This window comes from Variovorax gracilis, assembly GCF_030317115.1.
GTDB classification, from domain to species: Bacteria; Pseudomonadota; Gammaproteobacteria; order Burkholderiales; family Burkholderiaceae_C; genus Variovorax; species Variovorax gracilis.
In genome coordinates, this window is record NZ_JASZYF010000016.1 from 24030 (window position 1) to 42969 (window position 18940).

The 18940-nt window shown below is 66.0% G+C and carries 14 protein-coding genes; 10 read left to right on the forward strand and 4 right to left on the reverse strand.

Going from position 1 to position 18940, the window contains the following annotated elements:
• The first annotated feature begins 30 nt into the window (after window positions 1-30).
• Window positions 31-921 (forward strand): amino acid ABC transporter substrate-binding protein, encoded by an 891-nt coding sequence (locus QTH97_RS24590; protein ID WP_286571111.1) that lies wholly within the window; start codon window positions 31-33, stop codon window positions 919-921.
• A gap of 3 nt (window positions 922-924) precedes the next feature.
• On the opposite strand, the gene QTH97_RS24595 is transcribed toward QTH97_RS24590, so the two are convergent.
• Entirely contained in the window at window positions 925-1845 is a 921-nt protein-coding gene (locus QTH97_RS24595; protein WP_286571199.1) for a LysR family transcriptional regulator, read from the reverse strand.
• 115 nt (window positions 1846-1960) lie between these two features.
• Here QTH97_RS24595 and QTH97_RS24600 point away from each other — a divergent pair, with 115 nt between their 5' ends.
• The gene (locus tag QTH97_RS24600) at window positions 1961-3274 is read left to right on the forward strand and encodes an aminotransferase class V-fold PLP-dependent enzyme (RefSeq protein ID WP_286571112.1); all 1314 of its coding nucleotides are present in this window, start codon (window positions 1961-1963) and stop codon (window positions 3272-3274) included.
• Between the two features lie 97 nt (window positions 3275-3371).
• Window positions 3372-3749 carry a PH domain-containing protein gene (locus QTH97_RS24605; protein WP_353655651.1) on the forward strand — a complete coding sequence of 126 codons (378 nt, stop codon included), beginning with the start codon at window positions 3372-3374 and terminating at the stop codon, window positions 3747-3749.
• Between the two features lie 9 nt (window positions 3750-3758).
• Here the strand turns inward: QTH97_RS24605 and QTH97_RS24610 are convergent, their stop codons facing one another.
• Window positions 3759-4676: a bestrophin family protein gene (locus QTH97_RS24610; RefSeq protein ID WP_286571115.1), complete on the reverse strand. Its 918-nt coding sequence runs from the start codon at window positions 4674-4676 to the stop codon at window positions 3759-3761.
• A 224-nt stretch (window positions 4677-4900) separates the two neighbouring features.
• Complete coding sequence (locus QTH97_RS24615) at window positions 4901-6940, reverse strand: hypothetical protein (protein WP_286571116.1); 2040 nt, start codon at window positions 6938-6940, stop codon at window positions 4901-4903.
• A gap of 236 nt (window positions 6941-7176) precedes the next feature.
• Here QTH97_RS24615 and QTH97_RS24620 point away from each other — a divergent pair, with 236 nt between their 5' ends.
• Both QTH97_RS24620 and QTH97_RS24625 read left to right on the forward strand, forming a co-directional pair.
• Window positions 7177-8262 (forward strand): carboxymuconolactone decarboxylase family protein, encoded by a 1086-nt coding sequence (locus QTH97_RS24620; RefSeq protein WP_286571117.1) that lies wholly within the window; start codon window positions 7177-7179, stop codon window positions 8260-8262.
• Window positions 8259-9041, forward strand: a complete 783-nt coding sequence (locus tag QTH97_RS24625; RefSeq protein WP_286571118.1) for an adenylate/guanylate cyclase domain-containing protein — start codon at window positions 8259-8261, stop codon at window positions 9039-9041. The genes QTH97_RS24620 and QTH97_RS24625 overlap by 4 nt, the downstream gene beginning before the upstream one ends.
• Window positions 9042-9062: 21 nt before the next feature.
• Here QTH97_RS24625 and QTH97_RS24630 read toward each other — a convergent pair whose 3' ends face one another.
• Complete coding sequence (locus QTH97_RS24630) at window positions 9063-11438, reverse strand: arylsulfatase (protein WP_286571119.1); 2376 nt, start codon at window positions 11436-11438, stop codon at window positions 9063-9065.
• 211 nt (window positions 11439-11649) lie between these two features.
• On the opposite strand from QTH97_RS24630, the gene QTH97_RS24635 reads away from it, so the two are divergent.
• From QTH97_RS24635 to QTH97_RS24655, 5 genes are all read left to right on the forward strand, one after another.
• Window positions 11650-12318, forward strand: a complete 669-nt coding sequence (locus QTH97_RS24635) for a response regulator (RefSeq protein WP_286571120.1) — start codon at window positions 11650-11652, stop codon at window positions 12316-12318.
• Window positions 12315-13715 (forward strand): sensor histidine kinase, encoded by a 1401-nt coding sequence (locus QTH97_RS24640; protein ID WP_286571121.1) that lies wholly within the window; start codon window positions 12315-12317, stop codon window positions 13713-13715. Before QTH97_RS24635 ends, QTH97_RS24640 begins: the two co-directional genes overlap by 4 nt.
• A gap of 106 nt (window positions 13716-13821) precedes the next feature.
• Complete coding sequence (locus QTH97_RS24645) at window positions 13822-14799, forward strand: Bug family tripartite tricarboxylate transporter substrate binding protein (RefSeq protein WP_286571122.1); 978 nt, start codon at window positions 13822-13824, stop codon at window positions 14797-14799.
• A gap of 104 nt (window positions 14800-14903) precedes the next feature.
• Window positions 14904-16202, forward strand: a complete 1299-nt coding sequence (locus tag QTH97_RS24650) for an ATP citrate lyase citrate-binding domain-containing protein (RefSeq protein WP_286571123.1) — start codon at window positions 14904-14906, stop codon at window positions 16200-16202.
• A gap of 13 nt (window positions 16203-16215) precedes the next feature.
• A complete protein-coding gene (locus QTH97_RS24655) occupies window positions 16216-18936 on the forward strand; it encodes a CoA-binding protein (RefSeq protein WP_286571125.1) in 2721 nt (906 codons plus the stop codon).
• The last annotated feature ends 4 nt before the right edge of the window (window positions 18937-18940 follow it).

Consider the following 18940-nt stretch of genomic DNA (forward strand, 5'->3'; position numbering starts at 1 on the left):
GCGGCCTCCAACCCTTTTCGAAAGCTCCAGATGACATTCCGACTCTCGTTGACGTTCGGCCTCTGTGCCGCCTTGCTCTGCTCGACCGCCCTGGCCCAGAGCGACACCTTGGCCAAGATCAAGGCGAACGGAAGCATCTCGATCGGTGGCCGCGACAGCCAGATCCCGTTCTCGTACAAGCCCACCGGCGGTGGTGATCCCGTCGGCTTCACCAACGACATCTGCCTGAAGATCGTCGATGCGGTGAAGGCCAAGCTCGGCATGCCGCAACTGGACGTGCGCTACACGATCCTGACCTCGACCAACCGCATCCCGCTGCTGACGAACGGCACGGTCGACCTCGACTGCGCAACCACCACGAACACAGTCCAGCGGCAGCAGCAGGTGGCTTTCGCTCCCAGCCATTTCGTCACCAACATCACGGCCGCGGTCAAGAAGAACTCGGGCATCAACTCCCTGGCCGAACTGAATGGCAAGACGGTCTCGACCGTCTCCGGCAGCACCGGCGTCCAGCTTCTGCGCGCGTACCGCAAGACCGGCATCGATGTGCAGGAACTCGCGGCCAAGGACACCGCGGACGGATTCCTGCTCATGTCCTCCGATCGCACCGTCGCCTACATCCTCGACGACGTCCAGTTGGCAGGCCTGATCGCCACGTCGCCGAAGCCGGACGAATTCAAGATCCTCACGGGTGAATCACTGCGGCAGGAGCCCTACGGGATCATGTACCGCAAGGACGATCCGCAGTTCAAGGAACTCGTGGACAAGACCGTGACCGACCTGATGAAGTCCGGCGCCATCGAGCAGATCTATGCCAAGTGGTTCACGAAGCCCATCCCGCCGACCAATGCGAACCTGAACTTTCCCATGACCGATGCGGTGAAGGAGATCTACAAGAACCCCAACAACAAGGGGGTGTGAGAGTCAACGGGCGCCGCCGCTGTCCCCGGCCGCCTGGAACATCCGGGTGAAGTCGCAGCAGGACTGCGCCAGCATGATGATCGACGCGAGCAGCGAACTCCGGTGCTCGCCCTTGTACATCGCGACGTAGGTGACGGGCGGCAGGGCCGGCGTCACCTTGATCAACGCGAGCGAGCCTTGGTCGAGCATCTGGCTGACCGCCTCTTTCGGCAGGTAGCTCACGCCAAGCCCGGAGATGGTCAGCCCGATCAGCGCCACGAGGTTGTGGATCACGATGGGGTTCGCGGGTTGGACGCCCTGGTCCTTCATCCAGTTGTCGTAGAGCAGGCCCGTCCCTGACTTGGCGCCCTGGATCAGCAAGCGATGGCTTGCAAGCTCATGGAGGCGGATGCGCTTGCTGCTGTCCACGAGCCCCGGCTTGCACATCCAGGCGCTTTCGACCTTGCCGATCGCCTTCTTCGGAATACGCGTGTCGGTGAACGCATCGGGCACGACGATGAGGTCGAGCTCGTCCGCGAGGATCTTCTCGCGGAGATTGACGCTGCTGTCCACGTCCGGCTCCAGCGTCACCTTGGGATAGTGCTCCTGGATCACTTCGACCCAACGTGGCAGCCACGTCATGGCGGTCAGTTCGGTGACGCCGATCCGCACGCGACGCTCGATGACATCCTCACGGCTGAATTGCTCCACCGCGGCATCGCGCTGCTCGAGCAGCTTCCTTGCCAGCATGAACATCTCCTCGCCCTTGTCCGTGAGGCGTGCGGCGCGTTGGCTGCGGTCGAACAGCTCCGTGTCGAACACGACCTCCAACTCGTGCACGCGCTTGGAAACCGCTGATTGCGAGGTATGCAACTTGTGCGCGGCCAGCGCAAAGCTGCCGAGCTCGCCGATCCAGAAAAGGGCTTCGAGCTGCTTGAAAGTCATCATGGGAGTGCCGCTCAATGAGTTCTTTTATTCATCAAATCCTATCGAAAAATATCGCTTTTGGAAATCTGTTGCCAGTTCGACAATTCCTTCATCGCCCCAGGAGCACCCAGCAATGAACACCGACCGAGGTCAACTCTTCTCCGACGCACTGCAGAAGGAGATCAAGAGCCGCTTCCACTACGTCGACCACGACATGAACGGACGCGAGCGCCTTTTCTTCGACAACGCGGGAGGCTCCTTCCGGCTGAAGGCGGCAGTCGATCAGTTCGCCCGCATCGACGCATTGCCCGATTGCCCCGAGCGAATCCACGAGCTGGCGATCTACCTGCAGGAAGTGCAGGCCAAGGGCACGGAGGACCTGCGCACGATCCTCAACGCGCAAGGCGGGAGCGTCTACGCGTCACTGACCGCATCGGGAGGCATGTTCGACATGGTCCGTGCCATCGCCGAGCACATACCGGGCACGAACATGGTGACCACGGTGCTGGAGCATCCGTCGTCCTTCGATGCCATGTCCCTCTACGCCGAGCGGACCGGAAAGGAACTGCGGGTCGCCAGGTCGAACGCGGTCACGGGCGGTATCGACGTGCAGGACATCGTCAGCCTGATCGACCAGGACACCTCCGTGCTGAGCGTGATCTATGCATCGAACATCTCGGGTGCCAAGCTCGACATCGCGGAAATCGTGAAGCAGGCGCGCGCCATCAAGCCGGAGCTCTACATCGTGGTGGATGCGGTGCAGCACGCGCCGCATGGCCTGATCGACCTGCAGGCGACGCCGGTGGACGCCATCAACATCGCGCCCTACAAGTTCTTCGGATGCAGGGGATCGGGCATGTCGTGGCTGTCGGAGCGCGCCTCCGTGCTGCCGCATCACAAGCTGGCGGGCAAGAAGAAGGACTTCTGGGATCTGGGCAGCGCCGCCCCCTGGCAGTTCGCCGTGGTCACGGAGATCGTGAACTACGTTTGCTGGCTCGGCAGCCAGGTCGAGGAAGGCGGTGATCGGCGGGCGCTTTTCTCGCGGGGCATTCGCAGCATCGAGTTGCACGAGCGCGCCCTCCTGGCACGCATGCTCGATGGCAGCGAGGCCGCTCCCGGCCTGCGGCGGATGGACAACGTGAACGTGTTCCTGGACTACGAGGACCTGCGGAAGCGTGACCTGATCCTCGCCGTCGGAATCGAGAACCTGGAGCACGCACAGGCCGTTCGCGAATACGAGAAGCGCGGGGTCATCGTCTACGAGCGCGTGGCGAGCAGCCTGTACTCCCGGCGAATGCTTCATTCCTTCGGACTCGAAGGGGCAGTGCGCGTGTCGCCGTTGCACTGCCATTCCGTCGAGGACATCGACCGCTTCCTGAACGTGACGCTGGAGATCGGCCGGGCCTTCGCGAATCCGGCGGCCGTCGCTGTCGGCGCTCGAAGTTGAGAGGGGCGAGTGCACGCAGTGAGCGTGTTCGCCGTCCGACGAACGTGGTTCGGACGGGCTAAAGTAGCCGCCTCATTGCGAGACCGGAAGGAATATCGTGGGCCTGATTGACGGAATGCTTGGCAATGCAGCCAAGATCGACGCGGCAAAGATTCAACAGGAGTTCAGCCGGATCCTGGCGCCGGGAGAGCGGGTCGAGCATGCGTACCAGCTGATCCGCGACTACTTCGTGTTCACCGACAAGCGATTCGTCCTCGTCGACAAGCAGGGTATACGGGGTAGCAAGGTCGAGTACCACTCCATTCCCTACAAGAGCATCACGCACTTCAGCATCGAGACGGGCGGCACCTTCGATCTCGATGCGGAACTGAAGATCTGGATCTCCGGCACCGCCGCTCCCATCCAGAAGCAGTTCAACAAGAAGCTCAGCATCTACGAGGTGCAGAGCGTGCTGGCCAGCTACATCCTCAAGTGAGTCCCGGGTTCAGGTCTGGATGTACCCGGTCGGCCCGGCGTCCACCTGTGGCGGTTGGGGTTCACCCATCATCTCGCGCAGCGTCGCCTCGATCATGGCCGACATCGCATCGAGCGCGAGGTCGTTGGGCTGGGTGCCGAAGGGCTCCTCGATCTCCGCGCCCAGTGCTTCGAGCGCGAAGAAGGTGTAGGCGATGAACGCGACGATCACCGGGGTCATGGGCCCGATCGAGTCGACCAGCCCGAAGGGCAGCAGCACGCAGTACAGGTAGATCGTGCGATGGATGATGACGGCGTATGTGAACGGAATGGGCGTGCCGGCAATGCGCTCGCAGCCGCCCAGGGCTTCGGTCAGGCGGCCGAGCGGCACTTCCATGGCCTGGGCCAGCGGCGGTGACAACTGCCCTGCCTCGCGGCGGTCCCGCAACCATTCGCCTGCCATGAGCAGCAGCATCGCCGGCTTGTAGCGCGCGGCCTGCAGTCGCGAACACTCCTCTGCCGAAAGCAATCGCTCGAAATCGGCAGCCGGGTCCGTCATGCGCAACTGGTGGCGCAAGGCATGGACGAAAGCGACCAGGCGCGCTGTCAGCCTTTGCGCATCCGACGAGGGTGAATCGGCCAGCGTCAGCGCCTGCCGCACCAGCGTGCGCGTCTCGTTGAGCAGCGTGCCCCACAGCGTGCGTGCCTCCCAGTAGCGCGCATAGCTCGTGCTGTTGCGGAAGCCCAGGAAGATGGCCAGCGTCAGGCCGATGAGCGAGAAGGGCACGAAGTTGAGCGGGATCTTCCACGCGAACAGGCGCCCATGCAGCACGGTGACGAGGATCGCGAAGGCGGTGGTCGCCAGCAACTGCGGCGCGATGACGGGCAGCACCGAGCCGCGCCAGACGAACAGCATGCGCAGCCAGTTGGGGCGCGGGCGGATGATCATGGGGCAGGTGTCGGAGTCACCGGATCATTCGAGCCATGAGGCGCTCATTCTGACGCCAAGCGCCTGCGGACCGTCCGCTGCGGGCGTCACGACATCAGGCCTGATCAGCCTGTTGCATCGATCTGGCGGTCGCCATGGCCGCGTGCACGCGGCGGTGGAGTTCTGCACGAACGACGAAGCCGCAGGCCCTCTGCGGGACAACTGCGGCTTGCGTCGGTCGCCCGTCAAGGCGTGATGGTCGGAATCCCGAGTTGCGTGAACACGGCATTGGCGGCCGGCAGGTTCAAGCGCGTCGTGTAGGTCGTGCGCTGCTTGGACTTGTAGCCGTAGTAGATCTGGCCACCGCGCTCCACCATGACGCGCTCGTAGTCGAACGATGCCGCAATCGCCGGCGGATTCGACAGCGTCAGCACCCTGGCGTCACCCAGCGTGACGATGGTGTACGTCCCGGTGCCCACCGCCGTGCAGTTGCGGGGCGATCCGTTCACCTGCCGCTGCGGACAGGTGTAGTACGTGACCGCATTGCCACCCGTGAAGGCAAACCTGACGTACGTGTTGCCCGTCATGTAGGTCGTCGGATTGGCAAGGACCGGCGCAGTCCCGATGAAGCCCACGCTCAACGTGCTGTTGCCCCACCATTCATTGGGGTCCGGCCCCGCGACACCGTTGATGGTCCCCTGGCTGTAGACGCAAGGCGTGCCCTTGAACCGGGCGAGCATGGTCTCCATGCTGGTGACCGCGATGGTCGGCGAGGTGTTCGCCTCCGCGCTCAGGCAGACCGAGCCGGCGTTGGCGCGCGCGTCGTCCCCGGCCGAGATCGGGTCGGAGTAGCCGATGAGCGGTGACGTGACATCGAAGGCGTAGGCGCTTTGAGTGGACGTGGTGCTCTGGGTCAGCAGCTTCGACTTGGCGGGAAAGACCGCCGAGCCATAGTTGGCCGTTCCACCGCCCGTGTATCCCGCGGGGGGTGAGCCCCAGCTTGCGTAGTTGGGAAGACTGGCCTGGATCACGGCGACGATGTCCGCGATCTTGCGATCGGAGATGTCGACCTCCGAGCGCTGTGACGAACTGAATTCGAGGCCGTCGCAGTAGTTGTTGTTGGCCGTGCGGCCGTTCGCGTCGCGCGCGGATTGCACGTTTTGCAGGCCGACCGGGCAGGTGACCCACGCGCTGCCGTTCCAGTGCTGGTCGTTTCGCCTCGAATAGGCGCCGCCTGTGGCCCATTCATAGAAGACGCCGGCCGTCATCGCCCGCGAATAGCCGCGATAGCGCGTATTGCCGCTGGAGTCCGGCGTGTTCTCCTCGGCCGACGCCATGAACACGCGGTAGTACCAGTTGCTCGCGTCGCCGAAGTTCATGAAGCTCAATGAGGCTCCCGCAGACGGCGTGGGGGCCTCGGCGGGTGCGCGTGCGGCCGCGACGACAAGCGGAAGCGAGCCTGCCGTGAGACCGCTGTCCGCATTGACCTCCGCCGCCCGGGCTGCCACCTGGGTCTTGCAGGTATCGGCGCTCAAGGACGCGCAGGCCGCCTGCAGTTCGGGGCTCTTCGCGACTTCCACGAGCGCCGGGAAGGATTCGACCGCCTTGTCAATGATCGCCTTGTCGATGTCGCCCTGGGTCATCGCCGCACCCGTGAGGTCGGGGTTTCCGGCGGCCGGGGACAGTGTGCTCGTGTACTGCTGAACCGAGACCACGAACAGTCTCGCGGCGCTGGCGGCCACCTTGCCGCCGGCGCTCGTGTCGGTGGTGAAGTCCGCCAGCATCGACACGCTCAGCCCGGCTTGCGCCTGTGCCGCTGCCGCGGCGTCCGCCGTCGACGTGCCGTTGGCCTTGACCATGTACTGGACGATGGTGGTCAGCGGGCTGACCACTCCGGTGCTGTCCTTCGGCGCCGTCAGCTTGAAGGCCACCGGCACCGGGCCGGTGTCCGCATCGACTGCATCGGTGCCGACCAATGCCACGACGGGAGCCTTGCCCACGCTTGCATTCGGGACGTCCAGCGTGGCCACGCCCGAGCTATTGGTCTTGGCGGTCGGCTCGCCCGAGTCCAGCACGCCGTTCTCGTTCAGGTCGAGAAAGACAGACGCGTTGGAGATCGCGCCGTCCACCACCTTGACGTCCACCTTGGTGCTGGTCGCCGGCGGCGGCGTCGTGCCGCTCCCTGCCAACACGCCCACCGGAATCCCGCCGCCGCCTCCTCCTCCGCACGCAGCCACGAGCATCGCGCACGCCACTGAAACCGAAGAAACCGCAAAAATCTTCATCGCACCCTCCGTTGTAATAGTTACCAAAAAGAACCACGATGAGGACCGTAAGCGTCGGCGAACCGGACCACATCACGCGGATTCGTCTTGCGGATGAAATCGATTCGTGCTAGCCGGCGAGCCAGCCGAGCGATAGGAGTTCAAGTGACCACGTGGAAGGCAGAATGCAGTCGACATGCAGGCACGGGCGAAACTGTCGCGTGCCAACGCCGCGTCCCATTTCGGTTGGAGTGCCAATGGCTGTATTGCTGAGCGAGATCCAGTGGAGCGACCCGGTCCTGCCGGCCGCGCACGATGCGCAGTGGGAAGCCGAACTCAAGCGCCGCGGCGCCCAGGTGCTGGACGTCGACCGCCGGGTCGCACCCAGCCGCTGGCTGCGCGAGGCCGCCTACGAAGCGACGAACTACATACCGGCCGCCCTGCCGGAGCGACTGCACCGCATCGGCAACATGGTGACGGCGCAGGAGAATTCGTGCCGCTACTGCTATGGCGCAAACCGCGCGTACATGAAGGTGCTGGGCTATTCCGAGTCCTTCATCCAGCAAGTCGAACGCGACGCGCAGATGGCCGAGCTGGACGACAAGGAGCGCGCGTACATCGCCTTCTGTCGCAGCCTGGCCCGGTCGAGGCCACGCCCTGCCGCGGCCGAGCGTGCCGCCCTGCTCCAAAGCGGCTACACCCCGGCGCAGATCGGCGAGATCGCCTACGCGATCTCGTTCGGGTGCTTCTACAACCGCGTCAGCACCTTGCTCGCTTGCCCGCCGGAGCAGAAGTTCGAGCGCATGGCCAGCGGCCCGTTCCGTTGGCTGCTCGCGCTCGCGATGCCGCTGATGAAGAAGCTCACTCCGGGCAGGCCGGTGGAAGCGTCGCTGGATCGCGCCGCGCTGGCCGCCGGTCCCTTCGGCGTCGTGCTGGAGCCGCTTGCGGGCTTGCGGGCGGGCCGGGTCATGAAGGCGGCGCTCGACGGCGCGTTCGAGTCCGGTGTCCTGAGCCGCTGCGTGAAGGCGCTGATGTTCGCCGTGGTCGCGCGCACGCTCGGCTGCCCGCATTGCGAAGGCGCCGCGACCCGACTGTTGCTCGAAGAGGGCCTGAGTGCCACGGAAATCGAAAACGCCCTGGCAACGCTTCGCTGCCCCCGATTGGCGCAACGAGAAGCCGGCCTGCTGGCGTGGACGCGCGACACGGTGTACTACGAACCTTCGTCGATCCAGCAAAAGACGCGCACCCTCGGTGCCGCGCTGGGCGACGATGCCCTGCTGGAAGCCATCGGCGTGGCATCGCTGGCGAACGGAACGGTTCGACTGGCCATGTTGGTGGAGTGACGGCGCTGACCTGGGTCCTCGCCGCGATCGGCGCCATCGGCCTGTCGGGACTGGCCGTGCTGGTCCTGCGTGGCCGCCGCCAGAACGACCAGCTCGAGAAGCTGCTGCTGGCCGCCGATGACAAGCTGGAGCGACTGCAACGCCAGTTCGAGCGCTTCGTGCCGGCCGACGTGGTGGAGAGGCTCACCCATGCCGGTGACGCCTTCAGGCCGGAGCGACGCCAGGTGACGATGCTGTTTGCCGATCTGCGCGGCTTCACCGCGTTGTGCGACCGGCTCGACCCGGCCGTCACGGTGAGCATCCTGAACGACTACTTCCGCCACATGACGGTGGCCATCACCCGGCATCACGGCCACGTCACCGAGTTCGTGGGCGACGGCTTGCTGGCACTGTTCGGCGCCATGGAGTCCAACCCCTGGCAGGCGCGCGACGCCGTGATGGCCGCGCTGGAAATGCGATCGGAACTGGCACGCTACAACGCCACGCTGCGGGAGAAGGGCCTGCCTGAGCTGCGCTTCGGCATCGGCATCCACGGCGGGGAGGTGGTGGCGGGCGTGATCGGCACCGCCGGCCTGTCGAAGTTCAGCGTGACGGGCGACCCGATCAACGTCGCCTCGCGGGTCGAGGGGCTGACGAGCAAGTACGAAGTCGACCTGCTCGTCACGGAGGACATCCGCCGCACGCTCGATGGCCAGTTCCGCCTGCGGCCGATGCCGCCAGCCATGGTCAAGGGCAAGGCCGAGCCGATCCTGACCTATTACGTGGAGGCCGAGGAATGAGCGCCCTCGAGCGCCCGTGACCTATCGCGCGCGAGCCGGCTTGCCCGTCGCGACAGCCAGTGGTCCCAGTTCGACGGTCACCTTGTCGATGGTGCCCGTGAAGGCGAAAGGCATCTTGTAGGTGAAGTCGATCGGCGAGCCGATGTCCATGCCCACGTCCAGCCCCTCGCCAAGGGAGAACTGGATCGGGATGGTGCGCTCCAGCCGGCCCTCCGCGATCTTCCTGCCGTTGGCACTCATGGTGAAGGTGCCGCCCTTGCCCATGCCGCCGCCGTCGTACTTGAAGGCGACCACCAGCTTGTTCCGGCCCTTGGGCAGCGGGTTCTTCGCGGTGAACGTGGGCCGGTCGATGCTGAGGTAGTTGTAGACGAAGGTCGGCTTGCCTTCGCGCAGGTACAGGCCGTAGCCGCCTTCGAGGCCGCCGTGCGTCACGATCATTCCTTCGGCCTTCCCCTCGGGCACCTCGATGTCCGCCGTGATGGTCCATGACTTGTTGCACATCGCGGGGGATGCAGCGTCGGGCAGGCCGATGGTGCCGGGGTAGTAGGTCATGCGGGTGCGTCCGGCAATGAGGCTGGGCCGCCCCATGAGTTCGGCATTCATCCGGATGGTGGCGCGCCAATCGAGTGGCAGCACGTTGTACTTGGCGGCCTCCACCCACCAGAGGTCCTGCAGCTTGCGCAGCATGTCCGGGTGCTTCCTGGCAAGGTCGTTGGCCTGGGAGAAGTCTTCCTCGATGTTGTAGAGCTCCCAAGGCGCCTTGTCCGGGTCCCACTCCTGGCGGTTCGGGTCCCACGGGACGAACGATGGCGAAGAGGCCATCCAGCCGTCGTGATACAGGCCGCGATTGCAGCCCAGCTCGAAGTATTGCGTGTTGCGCGGGCTCTTGGCATCCGCGCTGCCGAGGGTGTCGGCAAAGCTCCTGCCTTCGATGGGCTTCTGCCTGACCCCGTTCAGGTCGGTCGGTGCGGTGACGCCGCAGAGTTCGTAGATCGTCGGCACGATGTCGATGGTGTGGATGAACTGGTCGCGCAAGCCACCCTTGTCCTTGATGCGCGACGGCCACGAGATGATCATCGGATTGCGGGTGCCGCCGAAGTGGCTGGCGACCTGCTTGGTCCACTGGAAGGGCGTGTTCATCGCATGGGCCCACGCGGACGGGAAGTGATTGAAGTGCTTCGGCCCGCCCAGCTCTTCGATCGCCTTGATGTTGTCCTGCCACTTCTCGGAGAAGCCGTTGAAGAACAGGTTCTCGCAGAGCGACCCCTCGAGCCCGCCCTCGGCGCTGGCGCCGTTGTCGCCAGCGATATAGATGAAGAGCGTGTTGTCGGCGTCGGGCAGTTGCTTGCAGGCTTCGACGACACGGCCGAGTTCGTGGTCGCAATGCGCCGCATAGCCCGCGAAGACTTCCATCATCCGCGCGTAGAGGCGCTTCTGGTCGGCATTCAGCGAGCTCCATGCCGGCAGGCCCTTGGAGCGCGTGGTCAGCTTCGTGCCCTTCGGAATGACGCCGAGCTTGAGTTGCCTCGCATGGGTCTGCTCGCGGTACTTGTCCCAGCCGCCATCGAACTGGCCCTTGAACCTGTCGATCCATTCCTGCGGCGTGTGGTGCGGCGCGTGGGTCGCGCCGGTCGCCAGATAGAGGAAGTAGGGCCGGTCGGGCGCGATGCTCTTGGCCTGGCGAACCCACGCAATGGACTTGTCGGCGAGGTCGGTGGTGAGGTGGTAGTCCGGGTCCGTCGAGGCCGGCACCAGATCGCGGTTCTGGTACAGGATCGGGTTCCAGTGGTTCATGTCGCCACCGTTGAAGCCGTAGAAGTAGTCGAAGCCCAGGCCGTTGGCCCAGCGATCGAAGGGCCCGGCCATGCTGGTTTCCCACGTCGGCGTGTTGTGGTTCTTGCCGACCCATGCCGTCATGTAGCCGTTCTGCCGCAGCACTTCACCCATCGTGCCGCAGCTGCGCGGCAGGATGCAGGTGTAGCCGTCGTAGCCGGTCGCAAGCTCGGTGATGCCGGCGAAGGCGGTGGAGTGGTGGTTGCGCCCGGTGATCAGCGCCGCGCGCGTGGGACTGCACAGCGCGGTCGTGTGGAAGCGGTTGTAGCGCAGGCCTTCGGCGGCCAGCTTGTCCATCGTGGGCGAAGGGATGCCGCCGCCGAAGGTGCCGTACTGGCCGAAGCCGCAATCGTCGATCAGGATCAGGACGATGTTCGGCGCGCCCTTGGGGGCTTGCACCGGCTGCGGGAACCGGGCCGGGTCCGAATCGAGGTACGTGCGCCCGACTTCGCCGGGGAAGTGGAAGTCCGGGCGAGGGAGTATTTCAGGGGTGCTGCCGTTCGCAGGGGCTGCTGCTGTTGCGCCTTGCGTGCGCGAAACGGGACTGCTGGGCTTCTTTGCCATGGTGTCGCTCCTGAAGTGGTTGCGCGAACCGGAACGGGGGCAAGGGTGTCCCCTGGGCGGTGACGGGCAGGGCGCAAGAGTGGCCTTGGCCGGAATCGAGCGCAATTGCACCTTGGTGCAGCCGCGATCGCACCAAGCCACGCGCTCGGCCGGCAGGCCTGGAAAGTGGAAGTCGTAGACTGGATTCATCCGCATCCATCCCCCTCATGCCATGCGAATCCTGTTGGCCGAAGACGAAGCCGGTCTGGCGACCTGGTTGACCCGCGCGCTGGAGCAGAGCGATTTCCGCGTCGATTGGGTGGCCGATGGCCGCATGGTGCGGCGCGCCGTGAAGGAAACGCGCTACGACGCCTTGATCCTCGATCTCGGCTTGCCTGGACTCGGAGGGCATGAAGTGCTCGCAGACCTTCGTGCCGCCGACCAGCGCATGCCGATCCTCATCCTCACCGCGCGGGACTCGCTCATGGAGCGCGTGAGCAGCCTCACCGAGGGCGCCGACGACTTCCTCGCCAAGCCGTTCGAGCTGGCCGAGCTGGAAGCCCGGCTGATCGCCCTGATCCGCCGTGCGCGCGGCGGAGACCATCCGCGCTTTGCGTGCGGGCCACTGGCCTACGACGCCGGCACCAAGCAGTTCGCGCTGGGGCATGAAAGCCTGGTGCTGACGCCGCGCGAACATGCGGTGCTGCGCACCCTGATCGAGCACAGCGGCCAGCCGCTGTCCAAGCAGGAGATCCTCGAGCGTGTCTTCTCCGACGAGCGGGACGTGAGCCCGGAAGCCATCGAAGTGCTGGTGCATCGACTGCGCAAGCGCCTGGAGGCGAGTCCTGTGCGCATCACCACGCTGCGCGGCCTCGGGTACGTGCTCGAATCCGGCACATGACCTTCGCGCCCTGGCACGGAGCAAGCCTGCGGCGGAAGCTGCTGCTTGTCCTGCTGCCCGGCATGCTGTTGCTCGTCATGGCCGAGCTCTGGCTCACCTGGCGCACATCCCTGGACGCGGCCAATGCGGCCTATGACCGCTCGCTGCTTGGCGCCATCAAGGCCATCGATGCGAACATCTCGACGGAAAGCGGTGGCCTGTCGGTCGAGCTGCCCTACCGCATGCTCGAATTCTTCGAGCTGACGGCGAGCGGGCAGGTCTACTACCGGGTTGCGACGGAGGACGCGCTGGTCGAGATCGGCAATGCAGACCTGCCGGCGCCCACTGCCCCCCTGGTGACCGGCCAGCCCCGCTTCGAGGATTCGCGCTACTTCGACGAAGCGGTGCGCGTCGGAACCTATGCGCGCGTGCTCAACGAGCCCATCGGCGGAAGCAAGCACGACCAGCGCGTCGTCATCCAGGTGGCCGAGACCCTGGGCTCGCGCACCACTTTCACCCGCAGCCTCGTGTGGCAGTCGGTGCAGCGCGACCTGCTGCTGATCCTTCTGGCCAGTGCCTTGCTGGCCGTCGCCATCGGCTGGGCGCTGAAGCCGCTGCGGCGCTTGCATGACGAAGTGCGCTCGCGGGCGCCGCAGGATCTCGCGCCGCTCGACGCACTGGACATCCCGGCGGACGTTCGTCCGCTGGTCGACGCGATCAACCACCACGTCGTTCGCAATCGCGCGCTCACGGAAGCTCGCCGGCGCTTCATCGACGACGCGTCGCATCAACTGCGCACGCCGCTCGCCACGCTGGCGACGCAGGTCGGCTACGCGCTGCGCGAGCCCGATCCGGAGCGCATGCGAGACGCGCTGACGGCCGTGAGGACGCAGCTCGACGAAGCAGTGCGCCAGACCAACCAGATGCTGTCGCTGGCGCGCACCGACGCTGTCGACCTGGAACTGGAGCCGGTCGACCTGGTCGCATTGGCCCGGCAAAGCACCCGCGACTGGTGGCCTGCGGCGCGCGACAGCGGCATCGACCTGGGCTTCGACAGCGCGTGCGAGAAGCTCGACGTGCCCGCGCATGCGGCCCTGCTGCGTGAGGCCCTGTCCAACCTGTTGCACAACGCGATCCGCTACACGCCGCGCGGCGGCGAAGTCACCGTCGCCGTGCGCCGGGACGACGCCGTCGCCATGCTCGAAGTCAGCGATTCCGGCCCGGGCATTCCCGAGGATGAACTGCCGCGTGCCGGCGAACGCTTCTTCCGGGCCAGCAACATGTCGCTGCCCGGCTCCGGCCTCGGCCTGGCGATCGTTCGCTCGATCGCCCAGCGCCATGGCGGAAGCCTGCGGCTGGCGAGCGGCAGGAGCGGTCGCGGGCTGGTCGTGTCCATCGAGCTTCCGATCGCGCAATGACGCGGGTTTTCACCTAGGTTTTGCCGCTTTTTCTGAAAGCGGCCTGAAAGCCCCGTCTCGATACAGTGGGCCCACACCAAAGAGACATGCCCCGATGCGATACGCCATGAAACCCCTGCTGCCGCTCCTGTTCGCCCTGAGCGCGGGCCTCGCACCGGCTCATGCGCTCGAACTCGACAAGACCCTGTGCGTTGCCGGGGCCAAGCCGGGCGGAGGTTTCGACGTGACCTGCAAGCTCGCGCAGGCCGGCTTGCTCGAAGGCAGGTACATCCAGGCGCCGATGCGCATCAGCTACCTTCCCGGCGGCATCGGTGCTCTCGCCTTCAATGCCTTCGTGACGCAGCGGCCCGCCGAGGCGGAGACGCTGGTGGCCTTCTCCAGCGGCTCGCTGCTGAACATCGCGCAGGGCAAGTTCGGCCCCCACGACGCGTCCGATGTGCGCTGGGTCGCGGGCGTGGCGGCCGACTACGGCGTGGTGATCGTGGCCGACAGCTCGCCTTTCAAGACGCTCGGGGACCTGATGGCAGCCGTCAAGGCCGATCCTTCCAGGATCGTGTTCGGCGCCGGCGGCACCTTCGGCAGCCAGGACTGGGTCAAGGCCGCGATGACCGCCCGCGCGGCCGGCGTCCACCATCGCAACATGCGGCTCGTCGCCTTCGAGGGCGGCGGCGAGGCGTTGACGGCGCTTCAGGGCAACCATGTGCAGGTGTACACGGGCGATGCCTCCGAGGCGGCAACCCGCCTCGCGGCGGGCGTACCGATCCGCGTCCTGGCGGTGATGTCGGAGCAGCGCCTGCCCGGCCAACTGGCCAAGGTGCCGACGGCCCGCGAGGCAGGGTTCGATCTGGTGTGGCCGATCGTTCGCGGCTTCTACCTCGGCCCGAAGGTCAGCGATGCGGACTACAAGGCCTGGGTCGATGTGTTCGCCCGGATGCTGGCCAGCAAGCCCTACGAGCAACTGCGCAGCGAGCGCGGCTTGTACGCGTTCTCGATGACCGGGCCGGAATTCGATGCCTACGTGAAGCGCAGCGTGGGCAGCTATCGCAAGGTGGCCGAGGACTTCGGCCTCAAGGTCGCCAAGTAGCCGGCGGCGCCCACAACCACACCCCCTGATCGCCATCGACCCGGTGCTGCACAGCACCGGCCCGGGCGGAGCCTTGTCTTTCTCAACTTCAAAGGAGCTTTCTTATGCAACTCACCGGCATGCTGCATGGCGCCAAACTGCTTGAACACGTGGAGTTCCCCACTTCCGACGTGCTCGGGCCGGATGCCTCCGAAGGTCAGATCCAGGACCTCATCAAGCGTCACGGACAGGTCTTCATCAAGCCGCTCTTTCGGGGCGGCGTGGGAAAGAAGGGAAAGTCGGGGCTGATCGGCAAGGCCAGCGACCTGAAGACCGCGCTCGCCGAGAAGGAGCGCCTGTACTTCGCGGAGCACCGGCACGGCAATGCCACGGCCAAGGCCAACGGCGTGACCTTCGAAGGGGGCGTGCCGGCCGAGCATGAGATCTACTTTTCGATCACCGACGACACGCGCTTTCGCGCACCCACCATCACCATCACGCACAAGGGCGGCGTCGATATCGAGGAACTGGGCAAGGACGACATCCGCACGGTGCCCTTCGATGCGCTCACGGGCCTGAAGGCCTTCGTCATCGCCAACGCGCTGACCGACATCGGCGCGCCGCGCGAAGTCATCTCGCCGCTCGTCCAGCACCTGCCCAAGCTGTGGGAGCTGATGCATCACTACGGCATGACGACGCTGGAGCTGAATCCGATCCGGATGCGGCCGGACAAGAACGGCCGGCTCACGCCCGTGGCCTGCGACTTCAAGTGCGGCTTCGACCGCGACGACCCGCGCGTGGCGCGCCTGGGCCTGCCCGACCATCTTTTCGCGGCCGACGTCTCCGCCTTCGAACAGGAAGTCAACGAACTGCGCACGCACCAGGGCCAGTCGGACGTGTTCGTGATCAACGAAAAAGGCACGATCCTTGCGCCGACCTTCGGCGGCGGTGCCAACAGCCTCGTGACCGAAGTGCTGGGCGAAGCCGCGAGCATCTCGTCGGACTTCGGCGGAAATCCGCCCTACGAGAAGATGAAGGAGGTGGCGCGGATCTGCTACCGCCACTTCCTGCGCCAGTCGAACGTGCTGTTCATCATCGGCGGCAAATCGAACAACACCGACATCCACGAGACGCTGCGTGCGATGGGCGACGCGCTGCGCGAGCACTTCTCGGAGCACGGACCGACGCCGCTGTACGTGGTGGTCGGGCGCGGCGGACCGAACCTGGTGCGCGGCTTCGGGGCCTTGGCCGAGGCCTGCGATGCGCTCGGCGTGCCCTACCGCTTCTTCGGCTTCGACAGCGCGATCTCCGAGGTCGTGAACTACGCGAAGAAGGTCGACGAATGGATGAAGGCCGAGGGGCGCGCGCAGATCGCCGCGCACCTGGGCATCGCGACTTCCAACCCCCACGCCAACACCCGCTGAGAGGAGCCACGTCATGCACAACCAAGCCAACGGGGCCTCGTCCTCTTCGCCGTACTACCTCGGCATCCATTCGCTCGCGGACCTGGCCACGCGCGGCGACCGCGTCTGCGTGCTGAACATCCTGGGCGGCGAGTCGCGCCAGGTCACGCCCACCAGCCATGTGTTCTCGGGCGGCAACGTGGTCTTCGGCACCTCGCCGGGGCGCAGCGGCCAGTCCCTCAAGACCGCCATCGGCGACATCCCCGTGTTCAACAACGTGCGCGAGGGTCTGGATGCCGGCCACGCCTTCAACACCGGCGTGGTCTACCTGCCGCCCTCCGGCGTGCGCGACGGCGTGGCCGAACTCATCCGCGTGAATCCGGAGTTGAAGAAGATCGTCATCATCACCGAGAAGATCGCGGTGCACGATGCACGCGAGATCCGCGCCATGGCGCAGCAGCGCGGCGTCGACATCATCGGCGGCAACTGCCTGGGCGTGGCCGACTCGTGGAGCCGCACGCGCATCGGCGGCGCACTCGGTGGCGACCATCCGGAGGAATCGCTGCTGCAGGGCACGGTGGCCATCTTCTCGAACTCCGGCGGCTTCACCAGCACGATCGCGCAATACCTCTCCACCGAAGGCTGGGGCACGACCACGCTGGTCTCGTCGGGCAAGGACGTCTACATCCACTACGCCGCGCGCGACTTCGCGCATGCGTTCCGCAACGACGGTCGCTCGCGCGCGGCGGTGCTCTACGCCGAGCCCGGCGGCTACTACGAGCAGGACCTCGATTTCGGCAAGCCCGTGGTGGCCTGCGTGGTGGGGCGGTGGAAGTCCAAGCTCAGCCGCGCCGTCGGCCACGCAGGCGCCATGGCGGGCTCGGGCGACCGCGCCGAGGACAAGGAGCGCTGGTTCATGGAGGCCTTCGGCGTGGACGGCCTCTACACGCCCGAGAACCCCGTCGTCTCGCGCAAGGGTGCGGTGGTGACCAACATCGCGCACATTCCTGCTGCGCTGACCGCCGTGATGAAGCTGAGCGGCGCCAAGCCCGACTTCGCGCCGCGCGGCAGCCTCGTCCTCAAGCCGTGGATAGCCAACGACCAGGGTATTGCGCTGCCAGCGGCGCTGGCCCTGGAGCCCGTCACCGCGCCCGAACCTTATGCGGCGCAGATCGCCGAACTCGGCGCGCAGGTCGGTGCCGTGATCGCACGGCAGAACATGAAGGACCGCTCGGGCGCCTCAGTGATGGACTCGAAGACGCAGGTGACATCGGTGCATGGCAAGTCCGTGCTCGAACTTGCGCTCGAACCGCTGCAGGCCAACTTCGCGCTGCCGCTGGTGCACGAGGTCGCAGGCCCGAACGACCGGGCGCTGCTCGACATCGCCGTCGCTGCCGAGGTGAACCTGGTGGGCGATCCGATCCTGGTGGCCGCCGACGCGGCGCGCGACGCCGGCAACTCGCCCAACACCGTGATGGCGGCGGCCGTCGCCATCGTCGGACCGCGCCGCGTGAGTCGCACGCTCGCCTGCAGCCGCGCGCTGATCGAGTTGTTCGCCGGATCGGGCCTGAAGGATGGACACGACGAGAGCTTCGACTTCAAGCACTTCAAAGTCGACCCGGCAGTGCGCGAACTCTTCATGGCCGCGCCGGACGAGGCCGACGACCCGCGCCCGGCCGCCATGCTGGAAGCGGTGCGGCAGCGCGGGGCCGAATCGGTCTTCCTGCGCTTCGTGCAGGCGCTGGACGGCCCGCCGTCGCGCGACGCGCTGCTGGCGGCCATCGCCACGACGATCGCCTGGGGCCCGCTGGTGCGCAAGCGCATCAGCCGGCTCACCGCCGAAACCTTGCCGTGGTATTTGCGCCTCTACGGCGTGATGGTCGGCGCGTCGATCCCAGGCGAACGGCATCAGGCGGGGTCGCTCTGCGGCATCTGGCGCGAAGAACGCTTCGGCCACTGGACCATGGCCGACCTGTGCTTCCTGGCGATCACCGGCAAGAAGCCCAGCGAAGACGAGTCGCGCCCCTTGCAGATGCTGATCGGCCTGCTGATCTCCAACGGCCCGGGCTCCATCTCCGCCCAGGGTGCGAAGGGCGCCGTCGCGGCGGACGGCCCTCAGACGCCGGGCCGCGTCCAGATCAACAAGGCCATGGCCGGGTTCCTGACGCACACGGGCTACAGCCATGGCGGCAATGGCTTCGAAGGCATGGCCTTCCTGCTGGAGCAGTTCAAGGCCAGCGGCCTGGCCGATCCGACCGACCCCTCGCACGGACTCGATCTCAAGGCCATGGCGGCCGCGTTCGCCAAGACCTACAAGGCCGACAAGCGCGCGGCAAAGGAACTGGGCAGCGAGGTGCGTGCCCTGCCTGGCGTGCATCACCCCGTGTTCAAGGGCAAGCCGGTCAACCACGATCCGCGCGAGCGCTTCATCGCCAGCTACATGGCGCAGCAGGGCGACTACAACGTCTTCCACGCCTACTACCTGGAACTGGTGCAGGCGCTCTATGCGAACGGCGCCACGCCCTACGTCTTCTGCGTCAACGTCGACGCCGTCATCGCGGCCCTGCTGCTGGCGCTGCTGTGGAAGGACTACAAGGCCGGCGCGCTGACCGAGCGCGACCTGGAAGCCGCCGCGTTCACCGTCTTCCTCTACGGCCGAATGATCGGCGCCGCCGCCGAGATCGACGACCACCTGAACCGTGGCCGGAACATGGACACGCGCACGCCCGAGGCGTCGTGTTCCTTCCTGATGTGACCCA